At 34.5% G+C, this 26,281-nt stretch carries 24 protein-coding genes; 5 read left to right on the top strand and 19 right to left on the bottom strand.

Going from position 1 to position 26,281, the window contains the following annotated elements; translation table 11 throughout:
* The first annotated feature begins 345 nt into the window (after window positions 1-345).
* The 4 genes from AQ616_RS08885 to AQ616_RS08875 all read left to right on the top strand — a co-directional run bounded on the left by AQ616_RS08885 (window position 346) and on the right by AQ616_RS08875 (window position 2,928).
* A complete protein-coding gene (locus tag AQ616_RS08885; protein WP_017797733.1) occupies window positions 346-966 on the top strand; it encodes a sigma-70 family RNA polymerase sigma factor in 621 nt (206 codons plus the stop codon).
* Complete coding sequence (locus AQ616_RS19195; RefSeq protein WP_017797734.1) at window positions 966-1,139, top strand: YvrJ family protein; 174 nt, start codon at window positions 966-968, stop codon at window positions 1,137-1,139. The genes AQ616_RS08885 and AQ616_RS19195 overlap by 1 nt, the downstream gene beginning before the upstream one ends.
* Window positions 1,136-1,402 (top strand): helix-turn-helix domain-containing protein, encoded by a 267-nt coding sequence (locus tag AQ616_RS08880; RefSeq protein WP_017797735.1) that lies wholly within the window; start codon window positions 1,136-1,138, stop codon window positions 1,400-1,402. Before AQ616_RS19195 ends, AQ616_RS08880 begins: the two co-directional genes overlap by 4 nt.
* A gap of 200 nt (window positions 1,403-1,602) precedes the next feature.
* A complete protein-coding gene (locus AQ616_RS08875) occupies window positions 1,603-2,928 on the top strand; it encodes a short-chain fatty acid transporter (RefSeq protein WP_069685579.1) in 1,326 nt (441 codons plus the stop codon).
* Between the two features lie 56 nt (window positions 2,929-2,984).
* Here AQ616_RS08875 and AQ616_RS08870 read toward each other — a convergent pair whose 3' ends face one another.
* From AQ616_RS08870 to AQ616_RS08815, 11 genes are all read right to left on the bottom strand, one after another.
* Window positions 2,985-3,224 carry a hypothetical protein gene (locus tag AQ616_RS08870; RefSeq protein ID WP_017797737.1) on the bottom strand — a complete coding sequence of 80 codons (240 nt, stop codon included), beginning with the start codon at window positions 3,222-3,224 and terminating at the stop codon, window positions 2,985-2,987.
* Between the two features lie 239 nt (window positions 3,225-3,463).
* Entirely contained in the window at window positions 3,464-4,426 is a 963-nt protein-coding gene (locus AQ616_RS08865) for an agmatinase family protein (RefSeq protein WP_069685578.1), read from the bottom strand.
* Between the two features lie 222 nt (window positions 4,427-4,648).
* Window positions 4,649-5,491, bottom strand: coding sequence for a carbohydrate ABC transporter permease (locus tag AQ616_RS08860; RefSeq protein ID WP_017797739.1), 843 nt, complete (start codon window positions 5,489-5,491; stop codon window positions 4,649-4,651).
* A 31-nt stretch (window positions 5,492-5,522) separates the two neighbouring features.
* Window positions 5,523-6,416: a carbohydrate ABC transporter permease gene (locus AQ616_RS08855; RefSeq protein WP_069685577.1), complete on the bottom strand. Its 894-nt coding sequence runs from the start codon at window positions 6,414-6,416 to the stop codon at window positions 5,523-5,525.
* Window positions 6,417-6,485: 69 nt separating this feature from the next.
* A complete protein-coding gene (locus tag AQ616_RS08850) occupies window positions 6,486-7,814 on the bottom strand; it encodes an ABC transporter substrate-binding protein (protein WP_069685576.1) in 1,329 nt (442 codons plus the stop codon).
* A 174-nt stretch (window positions 7,815-7,988) separates the two neighbouring features.
* Window positions 7,989-8,975, bottom strand: a complete 987-nt coding sequence (locus tag AQ616_RS08845; RefSeq protein WP_069685575.1) for an N-acetylglucosamine kinase — start codon at window positions 8,973-8,975, stop codon at window positions 7,989-7,991.
* 191 nt (window positions 8,976-9,166) lie between these two features.
* Window positions 9,167-10,819 (bottom strand): glycoside hydrolase family 13 protein, encoded by a 1,653-nt coding sequence (locus tag AQ616_RS08840; RefSeq protein WP_017797743.1) that lies wholly within the window; start codon window positions 10,817-10,819, stop codon window positions 9,167-9,169.
* Between the two features lie 285 nt (window positions 10,820-11,104).
* The gene (locus AQ616_RS08835) at window positions 11,105-12,154 is read right to left on the bottom strand and encodes a LacI family DNA-binding transcriptional regulator (protein ID WP_276206857.1); all 1,050 of its coding nucleotides are present in this window, start codon (window positions 12,152-12,154) and stop codon (window positions 11,105-11,107) included.
* A 20-nt stretch (window positions 12,155-12,174) separates the two neighbouring features.
* Window positions 12,175-13,014 (bottom strand): sugar ABC transporter permease, encoded by an 840-nt coding sequence (locus AQ616_RS08830; protein ID WP_017797745.1) that lies wholly within the window; start codon window positions 13,012-13,014, stop codon window positions 12,175-12,177.
* Window positions 13,014-14,336, bottom strand: coding sequence for a sugar ABC transporter permease (locus AQ616_RS08825; protein ID WP_017797746.1), 1,323 nt, complete (start codon window positions 14,334-14,336; stop codon window positions 13,014-13,016). Before AQ616_RS08825 ends, AQ616_RS08830 begins: the two co-directional genes overlap by 1 nt.
* A gap of 596 nt (window positions 14,337-14,932) precedes the next feature.
* Window positions 14,933-16,210, bottom strand: a complete 1,278-nt coding sequence (locus tag AQ616_RS08815) for a sugar ABC transporter substrate-binding protein (protein WP_017797748.1) — start codon at window positions 16,208-16,210, stop codon at window positions 14,933-14,935.
* Between the two features lie 282 nt (window positions 16,211-16,492).
* Between AQ616_RS08815 and AQ616_RS08810 the strand changes: the two genes are divergently transcribed.
* Window positions 16,493-18,244, top strand: coding sequence for a glycoside hydrolase family 13 protein (locus AQ616_RS08810; protein ID WP_069685573.1), 1,752 nt, complete (start codon window positions 16,493-16,495; stop codon window positions 18,242-18,244).
* 154 nt (window positions 18,245-18,398) lie between these two features.
* On the opposite strand, the gene AQ616_RS08805 is transcribed toward AQ616_RS08810, so the two are convergent.
* From AQ616_RS08805 to AQ616_RS08770, 8 genes are all read right to left on the bottom strand, one after another.
* The gene (locus AQ616_RS08805) at window positions 18,399-19,085 is read right to left on the bottom strand and encodes a YesL family protein (protein WP_017797750.1); all 687 of its coding nucleotides are present in this window, start codon (window positions 19,083-19,085) and stop codon (window positions 18,399-18,401) included.
* A 427-nt stretch (window positions 19,086-19,512) separates the two neighbouring features.
* Window positions 19,513-20,481: a sugar phosphate isomerase/epimerase family protein gene (locus AQ616_RS08800; protein WP_017797751.1), complete on the bottom strand. Its 969-nt coding sequence runs from the start codon at window positions 20,479-20,481 to the stop codon at window positions 19,513-19,515.
* Between the two features lie 147 nt (window positions 20,482-20,628).
* Window positions 20,629-21,663 carry a Gfo/Idh/MocA family protein gene (locus AQ616_RS08795; RefSeq protein WP_017797752.1) on the bottom strand — a complete coding sequence of 345 codons (1,035 nt, stop codon included), beginning with the start codon at window positions 21,661-21,663 and terminating at the stop codon, window positions 20,629-20,631.
* Between the two features lie 5 nt (window positions 21,664-21,668).
* Entirely contained in the window at window positions 21,669-22,700 is a 1,032-nt protein-coding gene (locus AQ616_RS08790; protein ID WP_069685572.1) for a Gfo/Idh/MocA family protein, read from the bottom strand.
* Window positions 22,701-22,717: 17 nt separating this feature from the next.
* Window positions 22,718-23,437: a ThuA domain-containing protein gene (locus AQ616_RS08785; protein WP_017797754.1), complete on the bottom strand. Its 720-nt coding sequence runs from the start codon at window positions 23,435-23,437 to the stop codon at window positions 22,718-22,720.
* Between the two features lie 38 nt (window positions 23,438-23,475).
* Window positions 23,476-24,498 carry a LacI family DNA-binding transcriptional regulator gene (locus AQ616_RS08780; protein WP_017797755.1) on the bottom strand — a complete coding sequence of 341 codons (1,023 nt, stop codon included), beginning with the start codon at window positions 24,496-24,498 and terminating at the stop codon, window positions 23,476-23,478.
* A gap of 33 nt (window positions 24,499-24,531) precedes the next feature.
* The gene (locus AQ616_RS08775; RefSeq protein ID WP_017797756.1) at window positions 24,532-25,350 is read right to left on the bottom strand and encodes a carbohydrate ABC transporter permease; all 819 of its coding nucleotides are present in this window, start codon (window positions 25,348-25,350) and stop codon (window positions 24,532-24,534) included.
* Window positions 25,350-26,210 carry a carbohydrate ABC transporter permease gene (locus tag AQ616_RS08770; RefSeq protein ID WP_017797757.1) on the bottom strand — a complete coding sequence of 287 codons (861 nt, stop codon included), beginning with the start codon at window positions 26,208-26,210 and terminating at the stop codon, window positions 25,350-25,352. Before AQ616_RS08770 ends, AQ616_RS08775 begins: the two co-directional genes overlap by 1 nt.
* Window positions 26,211-26,281: the final 71 nt, after the last annotated feature.

Raw genomic sequence — 26,281 nt, 5'->3', positions numbered from 1 at the left:
CATGTATTATTTTTGAAATTTTTTTGTTATAAAAAAACAAGACTAATATCCTGGTTCCTATGATTGAAATCAAGAAAAACTGCTGTTATTATTCCATTTATTTCTATAATGTAATACAATTTTTCTCCATAGCATTAACGTTTTACAGTTATTATTACCTAGATTATTTACTATTAGTTGATTTCCTATATAAAACAAGACCTAAATACCTATTATTACTCTAGGTAATATGAAATTAGAAAAAATTGTAAATTTTCAATATAATATACAAAATTAACCATTTCTTGGTTGTGAACAAATCATTTATTTTGCCTTTATTACATTATAGAAGGGAGGAGAATAAGGATGAGTAATCAAGGCGTATCACCTGAAGAAATTCGTCAATTTCATTGTGCACAGAATTTTGTCAAAGATAATGAGCTAATCTTTCGTAATGCTTTGCTTCAGTCATTTATGCAATCACAGGAACATTGGGCGTTATTAGAAGAATCTCTACGTTGTCCGAGCTCTGATGCCACAAGGATCTTAGATAAAAAGTTTAAAGAACACTTCTCAGAAATATCACTAATTAGTCTTTTATCAAATGAAATTCGCAGGTTTGCTATCCGCTATGATCAACGATATCGTCGTAATACCAAGAGGCAGATGCTCATTCTCGACCGACCACGATATCACGACTCCCAAGTAACCACATGGATGGAATTAATTCCATCTAAGAAATCCTTGGAACAAGAAGCTTTTCAAACGGAAGAACGTTTAGAAAATAGAGTTGAAAATCCTATTATTCATAAGGCTATCAACGAATTAACAGCAAGACAGAAATTCATTCTCGAAGCAGCGTATATTCATGAGTGTACGGACACTGAAATCGCTCAAATAGATGGAGTCTCACAACAAACGATTAGCAAAACAAGGAAAAAGGCATTGCAAAACATTTACTCGTTTTTGCAAAGGGAGGGAGAATGATGAGCGATATTTCAATCATGACCTATCTTACATCCTTGTTAGAAAATGTTGGATTCCCTGTTATGGTTACCTTATTCTTATTAATTCGTTATGAAGTTCGAATAAAGCAGCTCGAAGATCACTCAAAAAATCTATCCGATCTTATTAAAGATTTAAGGAGGGATATGACATGACTAGACTCATTGAGTTAACCAAACGTGTTCAACTGGAAAATGACCTAGAGTCTCTAGAAACCATCCTTCATTTATTCGAACCAAAAATGAAACAATCACTTCTACAAACCAATTACCAAGAACGCGAAGATTTATTACAAGAATTACAAATTAAGACGATTGATATAATACAAAATTATGATTGGACAAAAGGCTATACCTTTTGGGAATATACTGAAAAACTCCAATCGGAATTCTATTCAACGTACCAAGAAGCTAACTAGTTTGATTTCCAACACCATCTAAAAATGATGGGGTTGGGTTACATAGAATTATCCACTAATCATCTAAAATATCTTCATCTTAATGTATCCTCCTACTAACAAATTCCTTTCTCTATCTATTTGCTATTCTTCTTTATTAGAATTATAGTATGTAATATGTATAAGTTGTAATGTAGCAGTTTTAAAGGAGAGAAAATAAATTGAAAACGGTAACTTCTTTTTTCGATAGAATGGTTCAACGGTATCTGCCCGATGCCTTTTTATTTGCCATTATATTAACAATTGCTGTATTTTTTATTGGGTTATTATTTACTGGTAACGGGCCAATTGAAATGGTTCAATTCTGGGGAAACGGCTTTTGGGGATTATTAGAATTTGCAATGCAGATGTCACTTGTCGTAATTACGGGATACATTTTAGCAAGTACTAATGTTGTCAAAAAATACTTATCTAAGCTAAGTAAAATAGCAAAAACACCAGCTCAGGCAATTATTTTAGTTACTTTTGTTGCATTAATTGCTTGTTTTATCAATTATGGATTTGGACTAGTAGTAGGTGCTTTATTTGCCACTCACGTAGCAAGGCAAGTTCCAACAGCAGATTATCGCTTACTAATTGCTAGTGCTTATAGTGGTTTTTTGATCTGGCATGGTGGGTTTTCCGGTTCTGTACCATTAACTATTGCCACATCAGGTCATTTCCTAGAAGGACAAGTAGGTATCATTCCCATCACGGAAACATTATTTAGTCCTTATAATTTGTTTATTGTTATCACTTTATTAGTGGCACTACCTTTATTTAATCGTTATCTTTTAAGTGGGGTTTCAGCTAATAAAACGTATTTTGCTGAAAAAGTTCAACAAATAGAGGAAGAACCATATACACACACTAATATTCAACCAACTACACCTGCTGAAAAATTAGAAAATAGTTCAATTGTTTCAATGATAATTGGTTTTTTAGGCTTAAGTTTTATCGTCTATTATTTTGTAACAAACGGATTTAATTTAAATATTAATATCGTTAATTTCATCTTTCTGTTTCTAGGTATTATCCTGCATAAGACGCCGAGGCAGTTTCTCGATAATGTCAGTCAAGGCGTTAAAAATGCTGGAGCGATTATTATTCAATTTCCGTTTTATGCAGGAATTATGGGAATGATGGTTGATTCGGGAATTTCAGAGGTATTGTCTATGTGGTTTGTGAATATTTCTACTGAATATACACTTCCATTTTTATCTTTTATTAGCGCGGGTATCGTTAATTTCTTCATTCCATCTGGTGGTGGACAGTGGGCAATACAAGGTCCAATTATGATTGAAGCTGCACTTGAAATTGGCGCAGACACATCAAAAACAGCAATGGGTATTGCATGGGGAGATGCATGGACAAATATGATACAGCCTTTTTGGGCACTTCCGGCACTTGCGATTGCAGGATTAAAAGTTCGAGATATTATGGGCTTTTGTGTAATGATTTTAATATTTAGCTTTATTCCCATATCAATTGGACTGTTATTCTTCTAAATTTTGCTAATAAAAAAAGGCTTTCTTCATTGAAGAAGGCCTATATAAATATAGACTTACCCAACATGTCGAGCATTTATAGTATCCTTCGCCTTATCTATTACTGAGAAAAATCGGTCATTCAATTGATTAGCATTTTTTTCTAAATCATCTATATTTGATTCCATATTTTCTATTTTTGATTCTAATTCCTTCACCAATTCATCCATTTGATAGCTATTTTCCTGAATGTTCTCGACTTCATTTAAAAGTTCTGTAATATTCATTAGTAATCGATCTATCATTTCGGGTGTCATCGATTCCCTCCTTTATTGTTTCATCATACTTGTGAGCATATTTACAAGCAAGTGCATATTGTATGAATTTAAAATAAAAGTCAGGACTATATATGCAGGCATTCCTCATCAATGATGGATTAGTTGGATATTTTTTACAGATAGACTAAGACATATTGGGGATATGACAGAAAATATGGGAGACTCTCTATGGAGGTGCTTCCCTTTCCCCGCCCATAGTATGACTCAGCCTATTATAATTATCTTTTTTCTTTTTCGTCGTGTATTAACTTACCAGCTAATGCATATAGAACAGCATAGGTAACAAAATGAGATGAGTTATCGTTAGCATCTTGTTGTGGATAGACTTCTACATAATCCATTCCATTTATTCCCATCTGTGAAAATTCCAAAATAAGTTCCAACAACTCATATGATGTTAATCCATTACCATCTACTGGACCACCAGGGTTGAATGCAAAATCCAAGACATCACTACAAATACTTAAATAAACAGCATCGGTACCTTCACTTGCAATATCATACGCTTTTTTAGCTAGCTCATGAAGTTGATTGTTTGCTTGTTTAATTTCACGAACGGAAATGGTAGTTGCTCCTACTTCATTTGCATATGTTCCTGTTTCTGGTTTATTTCGTGGACCATGAATCCCCATATGGACAATACTCTTATTACGTACGCTTTCACTTTCATAAATACGATGAAAAGGTGTACTTCTTGCATAAAGATCACCATTATAATCAGGATGATTATCATAATGTGCATCTAGATGAATAATCCCCACCTTTCCTTCTACTTCATTACTTAATGCTTGTACTATTGGATAAGTAATGCCATGATCTCCACCAAATGCAATTGGAAATTTCCCAGTCTCCCAAACATTACTGGCAAAGTTTTCTATTCTTCGCATTGTTTCTGGAGAATCTGCAGGCACTACATCTACATCCCCTAAATCTCCAAAAGAGTAATGCTTTAATACATCGATATCATTTAATTCTGGTAAATAACCAGAGTATCGTTCTGAATTTAATCTAATTGCTTTTGGACCAAGTTCGCAACCGGTGTAATCTCCCCATGTGACGGCACCTTCCCACGGAACACCGTAAATGAGAACATCCTTATTCTTATAGGAGTTGTCCTGTAAAGATACTTTCTCACCATCTAAAAAGCATGGGGTATTTCCATAAATATAGTTTTTAGCCACTTCTATTCTCCTCCAATAACAATAACGTGTCCTAATACGTATTCCTTTAATACAAGAAAAACAAACCTTTTATATTAATTCAGTAGCTGTATTACTGCTCAGCCCTAGTTAGTTGAAGTCGTTCCTGCTAAAAAGCGGCCGTATGCAATGGAAATCGAACAGAGTAAAATAACTTTTGTTACAAAGTAGCTTAATAAGAAATTAGATTCTATTATTTTAATATTACCCTTTAATTGCTCCTTCCGTCATACCTTTAGCAATCCTTCTTTGAAAAATTGCGTATAAAATAATTACTGGAATTATGGCGATAACAAGACTTGCAAATAATGTACCCCATGCATTTGTATACTGTGCCTCATTACTTATAAAATCAATTGCCAATGCAAGCGTGTAATTTTCACTAGAATTCAAGAAAATTAACGCCATAAAATATTCATTCCAAAATTGAATAGCATTCATTATTGTTACTGTTATAATTCCTGACATACTTAATGGTGTAACTATTTTCCATAACACACCATATGGAGACATTCCATCAATAGAAGCAGCTTCTTCTAATGATTTTGGAATGGTGCTCATAAAGCTTGTCAATACAAATATAGTAAATGGAAGCTGGCTTACACTGTAAACAATTGCTAATCCAAAAACATTATCAAGCAGTCCAATATTCGACAATAGAAAAAATAATGGAATCCAACCTAATACCATCGGAATCATCATCGCTGATACATAAAGTGTAAATAAAAGCTTGCTTCCTTTAAAATTAATACGTTCTATCGCATAGGCTGTTGGTATTGCCATTAATAGAGTTAACATTGTTCCGACTAAGGTAACAATAAGACTATTCCATACGCTAGTATCGATATTGTAATTTGACCAGGCATTCACATAGTTTTGCCAATTCAAGATTTCGGGGAATCCCCAAGGATTTCGGTAAATTTCTGCATTTGATTTTAAAGAGCCAATGAACATCCAAATGATTGGATATAAGACTGCTATACTCCAAAGGATTAAAGGGATTCGTATTCCCGCCCTACCCAATACTTGACCTACGCTTCGTTTCAAAATAATTCCCCCTCAGGCACACCTAGCTATGCTAGTACTCTACTTTATCCCTCCGTAATACAAACTGTAAAAGTAATACTGTAATCAATGATAATACTAAAATCATTACGCCAATTGTTGCTCCATAACCAAAGTTGAATTGTACAAAAGCTTGCTGATATAAATAGGATCCCATCACATGGGTAGAGTTATTTGGCCCACCGCCTGTCATTACCTGCACAATAACAAATGAACCATTGAGCGTAGTAATCACGATATATAAAATAGATATCTTCACCTGTGGCCAGACTAATGGAAGTGTTACTTTCCAAAATTTTGTCCATTCACTTGCTCCATCAATATCAGCTGCTTCATAATAGCTTTTTGATATATTGGATATACCTCCCATTAACATCAACATAAATAAACCAATACCAGCCCAAATAGATGGTAAAACAAGACTTGGCAATGCCCATTTTTCACTACCTAACCATGGTTTTGCCCAATCACCTAATCCCAGCATTTCTAATCCAGAATTGACTAAACCCATTGTTGGGTTATAGATAAACATCCATAATATACCTATAACAACCACTGACATAATATTTGGAAAGAAGAACACGATTCGATAAAAGGGAGCTTCTTTAAGTTTTAATTGTGTAAGTGCCACAGCAAAAAACATTGCCATTATCATAATTCCAATCACTTTTGTCACAACTAAAAAATAATCATGGATTATCGTATCTGGAACAATCGCATCTTTAAATAATTGGATATAATTATCTAGACCAATAAATGTCTTCACTTGTGAAGAACCCGACCATTCAAAAAACGAATAATACAATCCACTAAACAATGGATAGAGTGTAAAAATGCTAAACATAATGAATGTTGGGATAAGACATACAGCTAGAAATGTATACTTTTGCTTTTTGGACTGAACCATCAAACCACTCTCTTCTAAAAAATATACCGAATGAGACTGGACAATGTCCGAGCCTCATTCACACATATGCTATCTATATGCTTCAGCTGCTTTCTCTGCTTCCTCAATAAATTGTTCTGCTGTAGCATTTCCAAGCATCAACGACATTAGTGCATTACCAATTGGCGTCTCTAGATCTGCACTCATAGGGTGCGGCTTATTGTATATCTGCACGATGGAAGGATCATTAATCATTTCATTCGCTTCTGTTAAGTAAGCAGGAACTTTATCACTCTGCGTTAAATCTACATCAGTCAAATTCATAATTGCTCCAGTATGTTCCGAGAAGGAAACTGCATACTCTCTTGTGAATACAAACTCAACGAAAGCTTTCGCAGCTTCCGGGTTCTCTGCATTTTCAGCTATTGCTAAAGGTCGTAAATCTGGAACAATCGCATATGGCTCCCCTGCCTCTTGCATTGGTGAAGGTATAAATCCGAAATCAAATCCTTCTGGAATATCGTTAGCCATCTCATTTGGAAGCCAGAAGCCTACTGGTATAAAAGCATTATCATGTAACAAGAAATTCATTTGTGATTGTGTATGATTTAACGCTCCTAAACCAGAATCAATCATTCCTTCGTCGACCATTTGTTCCACATTCTTCATGATTTCTAAGGTTTCTTCACTACTCCATGCACCTTCTTCACCCTTAATTAAGTCAGATAGATATTCTTCTCCACCAGCAGCAGCAAATGCCGGGAATAACATGCCACGAATAAAATAATATGGATGCTGACCACTAGTTACAAAAGGCTCAATGTCTTCACCACTCTTAATTTCTCTCATTGATTCCATAAATGAATCGAAATCTGTAGGAACTGTATATCCTTTTTCTTCAAATAATGCACGATCATACCAAGTTCCCCACGTATCAAACACAAGAGGTAAAGTATAAATCTCTCCATCATAATCAGAAGGATCTACGATAAAACTCTCCTGTAACTTATCTCCACCTTCCAATTCAATGCCATCTAACCATTCAGTAAGATTCATTAATTGCCCATCTTCCACCATTTGTGTTTCATTGGAACCTGCTCCATCAATATAGACAACATCTGGTGGATCATTGGAAACCCAACGTGATCGCATCTCTTCATTAATATTTGGTCCAGCATGCTCTATAATATTTACATCTGGGTATGCTTCCTGGAAATCACCGATAATCTCTTTCCACCAAGCATCGCCATATCCACCAACAAAATATTGTATTTCTAGATCTCCAGCAATTTCACCAGTTTGAGCTTCTCCTGTATTTCCTTTATCCCCATCTTCTTTACCTTCTTCATCTGAGTTACAAGCTACAAGAAAAAGTGAAATAACAAACATTAAACTTAGTAGATAACTGCTTTTCTTCATCTGAAACTCCCCCCCTTTTAATAAATATTTCTATGAAACACATGGGTTTAAAACCCATGTTATTTCCAATAATTTACAAAAAAGGCTAATCAGGCTTTTATGTAAATCTAATAAAGTATACTTAGCTAATCTAATATTTATACTAAAAAAAGCTAGCAAATCATTTATAGTTTGCTAGCTTTTCTCCTTTAATTGATCAAAGGATTGTTGTAAATGCTGTCGAAATTCTTCGGTCAATTCATTACCAATTAATATTTGCGCACCGATAATCGCTCCACCAACAGGAGGAAGAGTTGGCTTTATCAAATGAACAGAAGCATTTGCAGCAAGCATTTCTTTTAAGTAAGTATGGATTAATTCTGTTTGAAATAAACCTCCACTTAAGATTACAGGAATTGGTTTTTCTTCACTTGTATATAATTGGTTTACTGCTGTTTCAATAGACAACGCAAGTTCATTTGCAGCTTCATATATTAACTGTTTTGCTAATTGATCTTCTCTCAAAGCTGCTTGGAATACCATGGGGGCAATCTTTGCTACTTCTTGTTTCACCTGATTTGATTGATAGATTCCCGAAATAATTTCTTGTGGATCATTTGTTTTATAATGTTCTTGGATTATTTCCAAAAGAATAGTAGGTTCTCCTCTACCATCAAAATATCGAAGTGAAACTTGTAGGGCCTTCATTCCTAATGTAGTACCGCTACCTTCATCTCCAAATAAATACCCCCATCCTCCTACGCGCACTTCTTTTCCGTCTGGATTAATTCCATAAGTCACCGAACCCGTTCCCGCTATTTGTACAATCCCTGATTCGCCAAAAGTACCTGAATATAATGCATTTATCATATCAGGTAAAACTAGTTTTTTTTCAACGTGCGGTAATAATTCATTCAATAAGCTTTCGACCCAATATCTATTTTTCTCATAACCTGTTCCTGCAATTCCTGCAAAAACAGAAGTGATTTGACTTATCCTCCCTCCACCTTGCTTTTCTAATTTTTGAATTAACTGTTCAAATCGATCCTTTATTTCATCTAGTGAAGTAGCTTGTAAATTAGAAGGACCACCCTGAACATGAGCAACAATATTCCCTGTATTATCTGATATTGCCATCGTGGTTGTTGAACCACCTCCATCAATTCCCAAACAATAGCTCATACGAACTCCTCCTTTGCTTGGTTAATCTTATGCTTATTCCTGTTCAAATTATGTCAGCAACATAAGATTAAGAGAAAGTGAAATTTCATTCAACGGGGAATTTCGTTTGGCTAAGCCCCAATTTCTTGTAGCGGGGGGTAAATTTTTAAAATAAAAAACTGTCGAGAAAATTCAACTCGGCAGTTTATTTGTTAGTTAACTTGATAGACTCTCGCTTCATATGGTTGTAATTCTTTATGCAATGTAGTTTCATAATTAGTTAATAGTAATGACTTTTCTACCTCAGCTAAAAACGATGGTAATTCAAAACTACATTTTTCAGGAAATAAGTTCACAAAAACAACAAATTGCTTTTCATCTAATGTTCTCGTATAAGCGTAAATTTGTGGATGATTTTCTAAAATTAAATCATATTCACCATAAATTAACGCTTCATGTTGTTTTCGTATTTCAATCAACTTACGATAATAGTGATATATAGAATCTACATCATTCAATTCCTGTTCAACATTTATATTAGTATAGTTATCATTCACTTTTAACCAAGGATTTCCACTAGTAAAACCACCATTTTGAGAACTATTCCACTGCATTGGAGTACGCGAGTTATCTCTTCCTGTCTTCCAAATAATCTCAAGTACTTCTTTGGAAGAAGCTCCCTCATGTATCATTTCTTCATAAAGATTTTTAGCATCTACATCATCATAATCATCTATGGAAGAATAATGAACATTTGTCATCCCAATTTCTTGTCCTTGATAAATAAATGGAGTCCCTTTCATAAGAAAATACAGTGTAGCGAGTGCTTTCGCAGATTTTTTATGATATGTTGTTGTATCACCCCAACTAGAAATTGACCTTGGTTGATCATGATTTTCTAAAAACAATGCATTCCAACCAATATTTTCTAGTCCTTTTTGCCATTTGGATAAGGTTTGTTTTAACGCTTTCAAATCTAAACCTTTATCCGTATTTTTCCCCCATAAGTCCAAATGTTCAAATTGAAATATCATATTGAATACACCATTATCCTCACCAACCCAGTCTTCGGCTTGTGAAATAGCTACTCCATTCGCTTCCCCAACAGTCATAACATCATATTTGTCTAATGTTTTTTCTTTGAACTCTTGTAGGAATTTGTGTATTCCATCACGATTCATGTGACCTTCAAAGGAAGGAACATATTTTTTATTTTCAGGATTAGGTAGATTTGGAAAATCAGCTATCTTTTTAATATGAGAAATTGCATCAACACGAAAACCGTCAATTCCTTTGTCTAACCACCAATTGACCATATTGTATAGTTCTTGTCTCACCTTTGGATTTTCCCAATTAAGATCTGGTTGTTTTTTAGAAAATATGTGCATAAAATATTCATTTGTCATTTCGTCATATTCCCAAGCAGATCCTCCAAAAATGGAAGCCCAATTATTCGGTTCCTGATTGTTCTTACCTGAACGCCAAATATAATAATCACGGTATGGATTATCTTTAGATGATCGAGACTCTATGAACCAAGGATGCTCATCAGATGTATGGTTAATTACTAAATCCATAATCAGACGCATACCGCGATTATGAACCTGTTCTAATAGTTCATCAAAATCCGCCATGGTGCCAAACTCATCCATTATACCCTGATAATCACTTATATCATATCCATTATCATCATTAGGAGATTCATAAATAGGACTAACCCAAATAACATCAATACCAAGATCCTTAATGTAATCTAGCTTTGAAATTATTCCTTGAATATCACCAATACCGTCACCGTTTGAATCCATAAAGCTCCTTGGATATATTTGATAGGCAACTGCTTCTTTCCACCATATTTTATTCATATAATTGATCCTCCTTGGATATGAAATAGTAAAATTAATTCGAAGTTGAAGGAATGGTGTTACGTACATGTTATCACGAAGTCGAATCAATCCATCAATTAAAGTGAAACTTTATCAACGGGAGTTTTCGTTCTTGCCCTGAATGTTCATAACTTGCAGTTACTAGTGTTCTAACTTTTCTTCTTTCCTTAATACGCATTGTCTTAAAATGGGATATTACTCCCCAGTACTGCGAAAAAAAATGGAGAGTGCATACACCCCCCACCCCTTCTTTCAACTATTCTTTTATGATTTTCTTTTTACAGAATCTCGATAGATAATATAATGCGGAATAATTATTCGTTTCGGATCATCTATCCCAATTTTTTTTTCGATAATAGCCTTTGCTGATTCTACGCCAAGTTTATAAATTTGAATATCTATCGTTGTTAAAGCAGGGTGAATTATTTCTGAAAGATAAGCGTTATTAAAACTTACTAAGGAAATATCCTCTGGTACACTTAATCCCGACTCTTCTAACATTCCAATTACACCAATACTAATTAAATCATCACTTACTACGACTGCATCAGGTCTCTCAGGTAAACGAAGAATCTTTTCCACTGCTTCTTTTCCACCAGATTTTAAGAACTCTGTATGAATTAGATACTCTTCTAATATTGGTATATCCGCTTTTTTAAGTGCATTAGTATAACCTTGCATACGATCTATGGTAACGACTAAATCTTTTGCGCCACCAATAAAAGCGATTCGATTATGACCAGTCTCAATTAAATGGGAAGTGATATCTTCTCCAGCCTGAATGTTATCATTATCTACATATGTAGTTCTATCATTAACCTCTTGAGGTTTACCTACAATTACAAATGGGAAGTCTTTTTCCATTAGGAATTGAGTTACCCGATCATTCAAACGAGAATATAACAATATAATTCCGTCTACATAACTCCCTAATACAATTCTTTGTACTTCAGCATAAATCTCTTCTTCTGTTTGACCAGAGGAAAGCATCATAGAATATTGAAGTTTATGTGTAACAGATCCAATTCCTCGTAATATTTCTGAGAAAAATGGGTTTTGTAATGATTTATCTGCGGAAGAAGGTAATATCACCCCAATTGTTTTTGTTGATTTAACTGCTAAATTACGTGCAGTCAGATTAGGGAAATAACCTAAATCTTCCATCGCTTTTCTTACCTTTGCCTTTGTTTCTTCACTAATACGTGAATTATCAGCAATTACTCTTGAAACTGTTGATGGGGATACACCTGTCGCTTTGGCAATATCTTTTATCGTAACCATTCTTTCACCTTCTAGCTGTTCTTTACAACATATATTTCGTATATTACTCTATTCTACCCTTTTGTTCCACCTGCTGCTAACCCTGATATGAGATAACGTTGCAAAAATAAATAAATTACTGCTATTGGAACTGCTACCAAGACAGAACCAGCCGCAAAACGTGTAAAGTTATTCGAGAATTGGTCATTAATGAAGTTATATAAACCAACTGCTAATGTGTAATTTTCTTCACTCGAAAGTACGATAGATGGGAGTAAAAAGTCAAATAGCGGTGCCATGAAATTAAATAACGCTACTACTGCCAAGATTGGTTTTGCTAAAGGTAGCATGATACTCCAAAATACTTTCAGGTGACCTGCTCCATCAATTCTTGCTGCCTCATCTAATTCTCTTGGAATCGTATCAAAATACCCTTTCACTAACCAAGCATTGAATGGTATTTGTCCTCCTAAATAGATAAGAATTAGTCCAAATAAAGAATCTAATAAACCAATCATATTTAAAAAGATATATAATGCCACCATTGCCATCATTACAGGAAACATTTGCAATAACAGAAATACATACAAACCATTTTTCCTACCTACAAATTGATATCTTGAAAAAGCATATGCAACCAATGCAGTTAAAACAACACTACCGATTGCGTTAGCAATAGATACAATAAGAGAATTTTTATACCATAATAAATAATCACTCTCGGGGCTAAATAACCATTTATAATGATCTAAAGAGAAATTTTCTGGAATAATACTAGATGAGTATAGACTCGTACTTTGGTTAAATGACATTCCAATTGTCCAAACTAAGGGATAAAAGATAATTACTGCTACAATAGCGATAATCAAGTAAATACCGGTTACTTCTAATTTTGATTTTCGACTTGAGTTCATTATATTTCACCCTCTTCTTTAAACGATCTTGTCTTCCTAAACTGGTAAAAAGCAAAGGCAGATACAATTAACCCCATGATGATGGATATCACAGCTGCCATCGAGTAATTATTTGTATCAAATGTTAGTTTATATACCCAAGAAATAAGTATATCGGTCCCACCTGCATTTTGTCCTCTTACTGGAGGACCTCCTTCATTAAATAGATAAATAATGTTAAAGTTATTAAAGTTCTGCGCATATTGCATAATTAATAGCGGTGCAACAGCAAACATTACATGCGGAAATGTGATGGTTTTAAATTTTTGGAAACGAGAAGCTCCGTCAATGTCAGCAGCCTCATACCAATCTTTTGATACACTTTGCAGAATTCCTGTAATTAAGGCAAAGATAAACGGAAATCCTAGCCATGTTTGGATCATTATAATCGCAATCCTACTGTAGAATGGATCACTTAACCAAGCAATGCCTTCTCCACCAAATAACGGAATAATCATGTCTCTGTTAATTGCTCCAAAATCATCATTGAACATAGCTGCAAATACTAATATTGTCACAAAAGCCGGGACCGCCCACGGTAAAATCAATATTGTTCTAATTAATTTTTTAAATTTGACACGAGGATCATTTACTAATACGGCTAAGAAGAATCCGAGAGCAATCTGTAATGTAGTTGCAACTACTGTCCAAACAATTGTCCATGAAAAAACACTTAAGAATGTATCCTGCCAAATTGGTACAGTAAATAAATTTTTAAAATTATCTAACCCTACCCAATCTACTAAATTACGTGGAGGTGAATTATATAAATCATAATTTGTAAAAGCTAATAAAATCGAAAATAACAAAGGAAAAATAACGACAAAAATCATTAAGATTAATCCGGGAAAAGTCATTAAATATGGAAAAGAATAATCATAGATTTCTTTGATAGATTGACGGAACTTGAGTGGTTTCCATCCTGATCTAACTTTTTTAGCTTGTTTTCTTGCATCTATAACATTAAATACATACAAGGTTATAACGATAATTGTTACAATTAATGATAAAACCCCTAATACTAACAAACGAATAGAGTGATCCGTTCCTGGTATAGTTCCTAATGTTCGTAATCCCCATAACCCAAAGTTAATTGCTTCCAACGATGTAATGATAAAGGCAATTTCTATCACCATAAAAGAGATACCTTTTAAAAATCGACGATTATATATTTGACCTAGACCAGCAAAGAGAATAGATAATATCATCGCTACGGTAGGATTATGTTTTTTATATTTTTTTTCCTTTTTCTCGTGATTTTGAGGTTCTGATGGAGCAAACATTCAATTTCCCTCCTTATAAACTAAATTTCTATGTGAATGAATCAATTTCATAATAAGATTTTGATGTGAAATCCGAATGTTAGCTGTTTTGATTCTCATTACAAGACGGACGCTTTCCTCAGGCAACGCTTCAGCTAACTTGAAAAGAAGAACACTTTCAAGTGAATCTTCATCTCTTGTTATGCCTGCTGGAGTCGCCATCTTTCATTACAATCAAAGCCAAATAATTGCTAAAACTAATACTATTATGTAAAAAACACTGAAATGTTCGTTTTTTAAATAAAACTTAGCAATTATGAATTAATTCAAGTAACATTAAATAATGTATTTTGTTCTACTGAATTCACCCAATATTTCATTTTTTATGCTTACATCTATGAGGTTGGAACATAACAAAAAGTTTTAGTCAAAAGTCCAATGAAAGCTAGAATAAGCGTAAGAAATATACGGAGGTACTATGGAACAAAACCCCTAGGCGAGCCCCCGGAATTCGGAGCATCCGGAGGCTCACCAGCCGCCTTAGAATAAGAGCAGTATATTTCTGAAGCGGGGTTTCAATACCTATTCACCTTTAAGTAAATACTTTTTCTCAACCTCTAGTTACTTCCACCACTTGCATCAATATTTGTTTGAACCTGTTCTAGTGCTTCTTCCAGTACTGTTTTAGGATCTTCTCCTTCAGCAAGGAATTGTAAAGCATTATTCATCGGCTCCCAAACTTGTGCCATCTCTGGAGCACTTGGCATAGGAAACCCATGTTCAATCTGCTCAGCAAATGCAGCGTAAATTGGATCTTCTATATTACTTAAAGCTTTTGCATTTGGCGGTAATTCCCCTGCAATCTCAAAATACTCACCTTGATTTTCTTCATTCGTCATAAATACCGCTAATTCTTTTGCCCATTCTTTATTCTCAGAGTAATAAGAGACCATCCAAGATTTCACACCAACAAACGTTTCTGTTGGTTGATCATTAATCCTAGGAAATGGTGCGAATCCTAAATCTTCACCTAACGCTTCATTATAGCCAGGAACGCTCCATGGACCACTAATTACTGAACCAACTTTTCCTTCTGTAAATAATCCATCGATTACATCACCAGTAGTTGAGGTTGGAATCTTACCTTCTCCAAAGAAGGATTGATACAATTCTGCTCCCTCAATTGCACCTTCATTTGCTAACCCAATGTCTTCTATATCATAGTTCCCAGTATCTCCTCCAAAGATATAAGCGCCATAATTTTTAAAGAATGGAAAATTAAAATATAAGTCATTTGGACGCATTAAAAATCCAAATTGATCTTCTGAAGGATTTGAATTTTCTTCTAGAACTGTAAGTAAATCTTCAATTGTTTCAGGAGCTTCTTCTTGTAATGCTTTATTATAAAAAATTCCATAAGTCTCAATTACAGCAGGTATTCCATAAATGTTTGTATTTCCATCATACGTATACGTAACTGCTTCTACTGCAGTATCTACATACTCATTTAATTGTTCATCTGTCAGGTCTACAGGCTCTGCTAAACCTTGAGCAACAATATTTCCAATACGGTCATGAGGCTGAAAAAATAGGTCTGGACCATTTCCTTCTGGACCAGCTAATGATAATTCTTGCATTTGATCAAGCATTGATTTTGTTTCTAATTTAACTTGAATTCCTTCTTGTTCTTCAAACTTCTGAGTAATATTCTCTATCGCTTCAATTTGTTCTTCTTGATCATTTACCCAGATTACTAATTCATCTGGTTTTTCAGCAGCTTCTCCACTGCTATCTCCTTCACTACCTGCTTCTTCGTCTCGTTCAGGTGCACAAGCAACCAACAAAATAGATAAGCCTAGAATTGCAATTAATAAAAACCTCAAGTTTTTCTTCATTCGTACTCCCCCTATTATTGTTTAATCCAATGTACGACTCCGTATTATAAGTTTGCGCAACCGGTTGCACATTGTTTACAATTTAATTTTATACGAAACAAAACTTTTGCGCAAGCGCTTTCACAAAATATTTTTGAATTTATTGACTTTTAACAAATTTTATGTACTAATAGATATAGTACAATTTAAGGGCAATGCTTTGTAATTACACAACAACCCCGGTTTCCAGCAGTACCACGTTGGAAGTTGGGGTTATTTTATTTTTATAGGAGGAGAAAACTGATGCTAAAAGAAGCAGTATTTCATCGACCAAAGAATAATTATGCTTACCTTTACAAAGAGAATACTTTACACATTCGTTTACAAACAAAGAAAGATGATGTAGTAAAAGTCACACTTATCTATGCAGATCCTTATAATTGGGATGATTCAGGATGGATTTATAACAAGGCAGACATGCGTCTCGTAGCTTCCGACAAGCTATTCGATTATTGGCAAATTGAAATTTATTGTAAAACACGTCGAATAAGATATGGATTTCAATTATCTGATACTAAAGAAACTCTTATTTATACAGAGAAAGGATTTTATAAAGAAATTCCAAATGATGACACTGCTTATTACTTCTGCTTCCCTTTTTTAAACCCAATAGATCAATTTCAAGCACCAGAATGGGTAAAGGAAACCGTATGGTATCAAATTTTTCCTGAACGATTTGCGAACGGAAATGAAAAAATTAATCCTCCTGGAACTTTACCTTGGGGAAGCACTTCCCCTACACCTACAAATTTTTTTGGTGGTGACTTTCAAGGTATAATCAATCACTTGGATTATCTTGTAGATTTAGGTATTTCCGGTATTTATTTTACGCCTATATTTAAAGCATTTTCTAACCATAAATACGATACGATTGACTATATGGAAATCGATCCTCAATTTGGGGATAAACAGACATTTCGAAAGTTAGTTAAAGCTTGTCATCAACGAGGAATTCGCATTATGCTTGATGCTGTATTTAATCATAGTGGCTATTTCTTTGAACCATTTCAGGATGTGTTAAAAAACCAAGAGAAGTCTATTTATAAGGAATGGTTCCATATCGAGAGTTTTCCTTTGAGAACAGAGCCAGCACCAAACTATGACACCTTTGCATATGTAAGTTCAATGCCAAAACTAAATACAGAGCACCCGGAAGTGAAATCATATTTACTTAAAGTAGCATCATATTGGATTGAAGAGTTTGATATCGATGGGTGGCGATTAGACGTAGCTAATGAAGTGGATCACCAATTTTGGAGAGATTTCCGTAGACAAGTGAAATCCATAAAGCCAGATGTCTATATTCTCGGAGAAATATGGCATGATTCGATGCCCTGGTTACAAGGAGATCAATTTGACGCAGTAATGAACTATCCACTTACCAGTGCTGCACTTGATTTTATTGCAAAGGAAAAAATAGATGTTAAAGAATTTGTCCAACAAATTTCTAATGTTCTACTTTCTTATCCACAGAACGTAAATGAAGTAGCATTTAATCTATTAGGCAGTCATGATACTCCCAGAGTTTTAACACATTGTAACAATCAAGTCGAAAAAGCAAAACTTCTATATATATTATTATTAACGATGCCAGGTTCCCCTTGTATTTATTATGGAGATGAAATTGGAATGACTGGAGAAGGAGATCCTGGTTGCAGAGAATGTATGGTTTGGGACGATAATGAACAAAATGTAGAATTAAAATCTTTCCTTAAAAAATTAATTCATGTGCGGAAAACGGAAAAGGCTATTGCAAATCAAGGAGAATTTTCATTTGTAAAAACTGGTGATAATTATTTCATTTATAAACTTTCTCAACAGCATATGGAAATTTACATTATTATAAACCCAAGTAATCAGGCTCTCGAAGTATCACTTCCGGTAACCAAGTGGAACAGTGCCTTCGATTTATGGGAGGAAGATGATTTCAATATTAACACTCCAATAAGATGTGAGGAAAATAGTTTCAAAATAATAAAAGTAAATTATTCATAACCGGTATATTTTTTGCAAAAAGGCTGGGAATTTAAAGAATAAGTTTTAACTTTATGATAGGAGGCGACTTCAGTGGGGATGGGAGCTTTTAATATTCGCGGACTGTGGCCATTCCCTTGAAAAACGCCTCCTTTTATAAGGTAGTAATAACGTTTTATTTTCCCTCTTCCTTTACACGTAAAAAAAATCGATAAAAAGCAGAAAATGTAATAAAAGCAATTAGACTTCCGGTAAAGAAAGGAATAATTATAGGCAAATTTTGTATACTTACAAGCAGTATTATTCCTGTCACTATGATAATTGAGAAAAATAGCACAGGACTTCCAACCGTTAAAATAAATGCCTTTTTTAATAATGTCTTTAAATCTAAATTATAATGTACAATTACACTAAAAAATAATAGTGTAAATACATATAAAATTACTCCCATAATGAGAAAAACAAACATGAGTACTATATTTTCTTGTTGAAAATAAGAATAATCTACTGCCCAAATAAACCATAAAAGTGCGAAAATAATTCCAGCTTGCATACTTTGCTTATAGTTTTCTTTATAATATCCCCAAAAAGTACCTAGTATTGACGCTTTCTCCTGATTAATTATCCAATCTCTTACAAGCGCAAACATAGCAGATGTTGCTGGAAACAAGCAAAATGGAAAACATAGAAGAAGAAAAGGAGTTAATATAATTGCATCTTGAATACTGTTTATAAATAATAAGCTTAACCCAATAAATACTAGTGGAATATTAAATAGAATCCACAATAAATTTGTTACAGAAAAGCGCATTATCCATTCACATATAGTATAAATATTTCCCATCAAACCCGACTCTCGCAATTAAAATACCTCCTGATGTAAACGTTCTCAATCGAATCATTTTCATAATAAGATGATTTGTGTGAAAACCGAATGTTCGCTATTTTGATTTTCATTGCAGACGGACGCTTTCCACAGGCACGGCTTCAGCTAATTTGAAAAGAAGACACTTTTCAAGTGAATCTTCAGCTCGCTGTTCTGAGCAGGAGTCGCCGCCATCCATTCCGTTCAAAGCCAAGTAATTGTTATAATCCGAACGCTAAATTACATTATCACTAAAGCGTTCGCTTTTTAAATGAAATTTTAGCAATTTTGAAATTGACTAGATCCATTATAAGAATAATAATTGGATAAGTGAGACCTCCGATTGTTTTTAGCAAACAAAAGTCTCACCCCACCAGTCGACCTAATTTAAGTAATTTCTACGCTCAGCCTTATTAAACTTATTTTATGCCCACCACATAGTAGCAGGAGATTCTTCCATATTAATCGCTTTTAAATTTTTTACAGCTGCCTGAAATCCTTCATCAATCGACATTATTGGATCTTCATGTTCAATACTGATTACATAGTCATAACCGTAAGTCCGTAACGCACTTACAATATTGGACCACTCTTGAATACTATGACCATAACCTACAGAACGGAAACTCCATGCCCTGGTTTGCACCTCACCATAAGGTTGCATATCGGTTAAACCATACATATTTACATTATCTTGATCGATATAGGTGTCCTTTGCATGGAAGTGGTGAATCGCACCTTCTTTTCCTAATATTTTTATCGCAGCTACTGGATCAATTCCTTGCCACCAGAGATGACTTGGGTCTAAGTTTGCACCAATTGCATCATTAGTAGCCTCACGTAACTTAAGTAAGGTATAAGGAGTGTGAACCAAAAATCCTGCATGTAATTCAAGACCAATCTTTACCCCATGATTTTTGGCGAATTCTGCTTGTTCTTTCCAGTATGGAATAAGTTTTTCTTCCCATTGCCATTGTAATATATCCGAGTACTCTGTTGGCCAAGGCGTAACTGGCCAATTTGGATATTTCGAACCCTCATGTGAACCTGGTGTCCCTGAAAAAGTATTAACTACTGGCACTTCTAATAATTCTGCTAGACGTACAGTTTTTCTAAAATCATCATGAGCTTTTTGAGCATGTTCTTTATTTGGCGAGATTGGATTATCGTGACAGCTTAATGCACTAATGGTTAGTCCTCTTGCATCGATTTTTTCTTTAAACTGTTTACGCTTCTCTTCGCTTTCCAATAACTCATCCACATTACAATGTGCTGTTCCAGGATTTCCGCCAGTGCCAATTTCTACTGCTTTTAAGCCCGACTCTTGTACATAATCTAACATTTCTTCGAATGATTTTTCTGCAAATAAAACAGTAAAAACACCTAGTTTCATATATAATCCCCTCCAAAATTTATTTTTCCTGTTAGTAACGCGTAGTAATATATCCACTTTAAAGCGGTTAGAATTAGGCAATTGGATTAACTAGTATATGTCCGATTCTGTGAGCGAGAATGTAAACTCACTGAATGGAGTTTCACCTTATGGTATTCTTACACTTCTTCCCGAAATACTAGATTCATAAATTGCATCAATTAATTGTGTTACTTGGAGCGATTCCTCAGGTTTATTGACAAGATCAGCATGTCCTAAACAACTTTCTATGAAGTTCTTTGCCTGTAAAATCCCTGCTTGATGTTGGTCATCTTGCACATAAGCACTACTTGTTGTAAATGCCCCGTGTTTTGACTTGTAGGATTCAAAAGGAAATACTTGAAGACCGCCATCTACACCAGAAATACTGATTTGTGTCATATCCTCTTTAATATTTGCTGCCCAAGAACATTCAAACAACATGGTACTATGATCCTCAAATCGTATATACGCGGTAACATGATCATCTACATCGAATGTATCATGATCAAAAGCTCCCCATTCATTAATTTGATTTGGAGTTTTCGATAATCGATTATACGTCTGCCCAATCACTTCCACTGGTTTTCGTTTATCTAGCAACCATAAAGCTGCATCTAATAAATGACAACCCCAATCAATTAAACTCCCTCCACCCTGCATTTGTTGATTCGTAAAAACTCCCCAGCCTGGCACTTTTCGACGTCGCATCGCTTGTACTCTAGTAACTAGAGGATCTCCTACTTCGTTCATCGTTTTCTTTGCTAATTGTACGGATTCCACAAATCGATAATGATAGGCAATCGATAGTTTCTTCCCATTTCTTTTAGAAGCTTCTAGCATCAATTCTGCCTCTGCAGTAGTCATTGCCATTGGCTTTTCACAAAGAACGTGAAGTCCAGCATCTAATGCTGCAATAGCAATTTCAGCATGAAACTTATTTGGAGTACAGATAGTCACAGCATCTACAATAGAAAACATAGCATGATAATCATCGTAAACATGTTCAATCTCAAATTTATTAGCAACTTCTTTTGCTCGTACTGAATTCACATCACAAACAGCTGTAACTTCAACTATTTTGTTAAGATGAAGGTAAGCAGGGATATGTCTACTTTCTGCAATACCTCCAACACCGATAATACCCATTCTTAACTTAGTCATTGATTTCACTTCTCCATTTGAAAAATTTGCTTTGTCTCTACAGAAGACAATGCTACTAAAATTACGTTAAGCGACTTCATCCCTTCGTATCCATCGATAAGAGGTTGTTGATTAGCAGTAATTGACTTAATAAAGTGATCAATTACATGAGAAGTTGTTTGCCCACCTTCTTCATTTGATTGAATCCCACCAAGTTCATATTTTACAACTTCACCATTTGTGTACTGTACAATCATAGAATAGTTTGGATCATCTTCTAAACGAACAACTGCATTTTCAGCAAATATAACTGTCGAATTATCCTCTTTAGCATTATAAGCCCAACTAGCTGCCAATGTACCGATAATGCCACTTTCTGATTTCATAACCAATGTTGCGTTGTCATCAACGGTTGCTTTTTCTTTTGCACTTGTTTCGACGAAAGCTGCTACTTCTACAAACTCTTCATTTAATAAATAACGCATTAAGTCTGCTTTGTGTACTCCTAAATCACCCATCGCACCCACAAAAGCTTCATTTTTCTTAAAGAACCAACTATCAACTCCATCTGCGCTCCATCCTTCAGGACCACCATGACCAAATGTTGTTCGGAAACTATAGATTTTACCTAGTTCACCGCTTTCAATAAGCTGTTTCGCTTTTTGATGAGATGGAACAAAGCGTTGGTTATGACCAATCATTAATTTGCGATTATTTTTCTCCGCAGCTTGGATCATTTCTTCCGCTTCTTCTTTTGAAGTGGCCATTGGTTTTTCACATAAAACATGGCAACCTGCTTCTAGAGCGGCAATGCTTACTGGAGCGTGTAAATAGTTAGGTAAACATACACTTACTGCATCAATATCTTCCTCATTTAATAATTGCTTATAATCAGTGTAAGCTTTTGCTTCATGTAGTTCTGCAGTTTGTTTCGCTCTTTCTTCGACAATATCACAAACTGCCACAATATCTACTTGTTGATTAGCTCTATATTCTATTAAATGACGATTTTTTGCAATACTTCCACAACCAATAACGGCTACACGTACTTTTGCCATTTTCATTTCCCCCATCCTTATTTTTTCTTAATTTTTTCTAACGGTTGTACATTTCCATACTTATGAACAGGTGTATCCGTATTTTTCGCCCATTTAACCGCATTCACAATAACTTGTTGAACTTCTTTTTGATGATATGTAGGATACGTTTCGTGTCCAGGACGGAAATAGAATATTTTACCTCTTCCACGCTTAAATGTTGCTCCACTACGAAATACTTCCCCGCCTTCAAACCAACTGATAAACAATAATTCATCTGGTGTTGGTATATCAAAATGTTCTCCATACATTTCCTCTTGAGGAATTTCAAAGTACTGACCAATACCTTGAGTGATTGGGTGAGTAGGATCTACATTCCAAACGCGTTCTTTCTCACCTGCCTCTCTCCATTTCAAATCACAACCAGTGCCCATTAAGCTCTTAAATACTTTCGAGAAGTGACCAGAGTGTAATACAATTAATCCCATTCCATTTAATACGTGTTGTTTTACTTTTTCTACAATTTCATCATTTACTTCTTCATGGGCTTTATGTCCCCACCAAATAAGTACATCCGTCTCTTTTAGTAAATCATCAGAAAGTCCGTGATTAGGTTCATCAAGTGTTGCTGTTTTCACTTTTAAGTTTGCTGTTTTTAAAAAGTCTGCTATCGTACCATGAATTCCTTCTGGATAAATATTAGCTACGGTTTCATTTTGTTGTTCATGTCGATATTCATTCCAAACAACTACGTTCATTTTTATCCTCTCCTTAATATGCTGTATACGCTCACCTATTACACTTTTAATACCTTCTGATGAGAATCTCTCAACTCCATCACTGTAGGAATAATTACGCTTCGTTTAAACATGTTTGGATCATTGATTAATTCTATTAAACACCTGGACGACTCATAACCTAATTGATATGTTTGTGTATTGACGGTTGTTAATGACGGCATTGATAATTCCGTAATAAACGTTTTATTAAATGTAACGATACTCATGTCGTTGGGAACGTGATAGCCTTTTTCATGCAAGATTTTTAATATGCTAATGGCTTGAATATCTGAAGAAATGACAAATGCTGTTGGAACAATCTCTTCATTAAATAACTCGGTAACAACTTTTGGGTTATTGTTGTTATCATCGTATTTAATGTATTCCTCACGGTATAATAGAGCATTTGATAACAAAGCCTCTTTATAACCATTCATTCGATCTTGAATGACTTGGAATTCTGGGTTATCTCCAATAAAAGCTATTTCTTCATGACCAAGATCAATCAAAAATTCAGTTGCTTCTTTTCCTGCTTGAACATTATCATTATCGACATACATAATTTCATTTGTATGTTCCATCGGTTTTCCAATCACCACGAAAGGTATTTGTTGTTCGATTAAAAATGGTACGACCTTATCATCTTTTTTTGAATAAAGTACAATAACACCGTCTATTCGCTTTCCATTTACCATCTTTACTACCTCTTTATAGATTGAATCTTCGGATTCTCCGGTTGTTAATGAGATACTATAATCTAAATGGTGACAGTACGTACTAATCCCTCTTAATACTTCTGGAAAAAATGGATTATGCCATGAATGAGTGGCAGAGTGTTTCATTACAATCCCAATTGTTTTGGTCGATTTTTGAACAAGTACTCTTGCATTGTAATTAATATGATAACCTAACTCATTCATAACTTTTCGTACTTTTCTTTTCGTCTTTTCACTTATCTTATCACTATCAGAAAGAACTCGAGAAACAGTAGAAGGTGATACATTTGCTTCCCTTGCAACGTCTTTTATTGTAACCGACACGGTAATCAGCCTCCTTTCTTTTAATCAAAAGGATTATTTGACAGCTCCCTCTGATACTCCCTTAATAATATGTTTCTGTGCAATAAAGTAAATAATGATTACTGGAATAATTGCTATAGTTAAACCAGCTAATGCTAAATGCCATTGTTTCGTATATTGACCAAAGAAGAAGAACATTTTCAATGGAATAGTAGCTTCATTAGCACTCAAAACAAGAGATGGTAATAAATAGTCATTCCAAATCCAGATTAAGTTTAAAATCATCACCGTTACAGAAATCGGCTTTAGCATCGGGAAGATAATCTTCCAGAATAATTGCCATTTATTTGCTCCATCAATGATAGCTGCTTCATCTAATGATTTAGAAATCCCAGTCATTGCACCATGATATAAGAAAATGGATAGACTAGAACCAAATCCAAGATACATAAAAATTAATCCCCAACGATTTAGCATGTCAACCTGACCAAAGACTGATACAAGTGGAATCATGACAGATTGGAATGGAATTAACATGGCAGCGACAAAGATCATAAACAAGACCGCACTTAGTTTACTCGTATTTCGAGCAAGTGCATATCCAGCCATTGACGAGAAGATAATTATAATTCCGACACTTAGTAAACTAACAAGTACTGAATTAAATAATGAATTAGCAAAATCTAAGTCAATAAAAGCTTGCACGAAATTATCTAATGTCCATTCTGTTGGAAATCCTAAAATATTTGTGAAAATATCATTCTTTGTTTTAAATGCATTAACAAACATTAAATAAAATGGAGATAACCATAATAATGTAAGGAATAAACCTAAGATTAATAATAATAATCGATTTCTTTTTTTCTCTTTCATTATAGGTCAACCTCCCTCTTCTTATTATAGTACACTTGTGTCAAAGCTACAGCTGCAACGAGGACAAAGAATACAACTGCTTTTGCTTGAGCAAATGCCATATCATAATCACTAAAAGCAGTATTATAAATATCCATTGCGATCATTTCCGTCGATTTGAAGGGTCCTCCTCCAGTTAATGCAAGGTTTTGATCGTACATTTTGAATGCATTTGACAGTGTTAAAAACATGCTGATAGTAAATGCAGGTGCCACTAGTGGAAATGTAACTTTCCAAAAACGTTGAAAAGGATTTGCTCCATCAATTTCAGATGCTTCCATTAATTCTTGAGGAACCGCTTCAAGATAAGCAATATAAATAATCATAATATAACCGCCATATTGCCATGCATTTAAAATGACTAATCCCCAGAAACCAGTAGTAGCATCGGAAAGCCATCCTTGTAGGAATTCTAGTCCTAGTAATTGTCCTGCACTATTAAATGCACTTACAAAAATAAACTGCCAGATGAAACCTAAAATCAATCCACCGATTAAGTTAGGCATAAAGAATACCGTACGGAATAGGTTACTTGTTTTTAATTTTTGCGTAACGAGAAGCGCAAGTCCTAAACCGATGATATTCACAAGAACAATAGATACAACTGCAAATTTTATCGTAAACCAAATTGCATTTAGAAATTCTCTTTCCTGAAATAATTTAATATAGTTTTCAAATCCTAAAAAGTTGTTTGCTTGTAATCCGTTCCAATCCGTAAATGAATAGAATAAACCATATATAAAAGGAACAAATACTACTAAACCTAAAGCTACCAATGTTGGTGTCATAAATAACCAGAAAGATAGACTTCTATTTTTCATGACTACTTCCCCTCCTTTGCTTAATGCCGATATATTAATAGCCAACAAAATAATCTTCATTATTTTGTTGG

This window comes from Oceanobacillus sp. E9, assembly GCF_001741975.1.
GTDB classification, from domain to species: domain Bacteria; phylum Bacillota; class Bacilli; order Bacillales; family Amphibacillaceae; genus Oceanobacillus; species Oceanobacillus kimchii.
The sequence above is the reverse complement of the archived record's forward strand: the minus strand, read 5'-3'. Positions and strand labels throughout refer to the sequence as shown.

Coding starts and splice junctions, on each gene's coding strand:
- AQ616_RS08830 (WP_017797745.1), bottom strand. CDS start 13,014: ATGAACTCAAGTCGAAAATCAAAATTAGAAGTAACCGGTATTTACTTG.
- AQ616_RS08770 (WP_017797757.1), bottom strand. CDS start 26,210: ATGAAAAATAGAAGTCTATCTTTCTGGTTATTTATGACACCAACATTG.
- AQ616_RS19195 (WP_017797734.1), top strand. CDS start 966: ATGAGCGATATTTCAATCATGACCTATCTTACATCCTTGTTAGAAAAT.
- AQ616_RS08845 (WP_069685575.1), bottom strand. CDS start 8,975: ATGAGCTATTGTTTGGGAATTGATGGAGGTGGTTCAACAACCACGATG.
- AQ616_RS08790 (WP_069685572.1), bottom strand. CDS start 22,700: ATGGCAAAAGTACGTGTAGCCGTTATTGGTTGTGGAAGTATTGCAAAA.
- AQ616_RS08855 (WP_069685577.1), bottom strand. CDS start 6,416: ATGGTTCAGTCCAAAAAGCAAAAGTATACATTTCTAGCTGTATGTCTT.
- AQ616_RS08775 (WP_017797756.1), bottom strand. CDS start 25,350: ATGAAAGAGAAAAAAAGAAATCGATTATTATTATTAATCTTAGGTTTA.
- AQ616_RS08880 (WP_017797735.1), top strand. CDS start 1,136: ATGACTAGACTCATTGAGTTAACCAAACGTGTTCAACTGGAAAATGAC.
- AQ616_RS08840 (WP_017797743.1), bottom strand. CDS start 10,819: ATGAATAAAATATGGTGGAAAGAAGCAGTTGCCTATCAAATATATCCA.
- AQ616_RS08825 (WP_017797746.1), bottom strand. CDS start 14,336: ATGTTTGCTCCATCAGAACCTCAAAATCACGAGAAAAAGGAAAAAAAA.
- AQ616_RS08795 (WP_017797752.1), bottom strand. CDS start 21,663: ATGACTAAGTTAAGAATGGGTATTATCGGTGTTGGAGGTATTGCAGAA.
- AQ616_RS08785 (WP_017797754.1), bottom strand. CDS start 23,437: ATGAACGTAGTTGTTTGGAATGAATATCGACATGAACAACAAAATGAA.
- AQ616_RS08885 (WP_017797733.1), top strand. CDS start 346: ATGAGTAATCAAGGCGTATCACCTGAAGAAATTCGTCAATTTCATTGT.
- AQ616_RS08800 (WP_017797751.1), bottom strand. CDS start 20,481: ATGAAACTAGGTGTTTTTACTGTTTTATTTGCAGAAAAATCATTCGAA.
- AQ616_RS08815 (WP_017797748.1), bottom strand. CDS start 16,210: ATGAAGAAAAACTTGAGGTTTTTATTAATTGCAATTCTAGGCTTATCT.
- AQ616_RS08870 (WP_017797737.1), bottom strand. CDS start 3,224: ATGACACCCGAAATGATAGATCGATTACTAATGAATATTACAGAACTT.
- AQ616_RS08850 (WP_069685576.1), bottom strand. CDS start 7,814: ATGAAGAAAAGCAGTTATCTACTAAGTTTAATGTTTGTTATTTCACTT.
- AQ616_RS08810 (WP_069685573.1), top strand. CDS start 16,493: ATGCTAAAAGAAGCAGTATTTCATCGACCAAAGAATAATTATGCTTAC.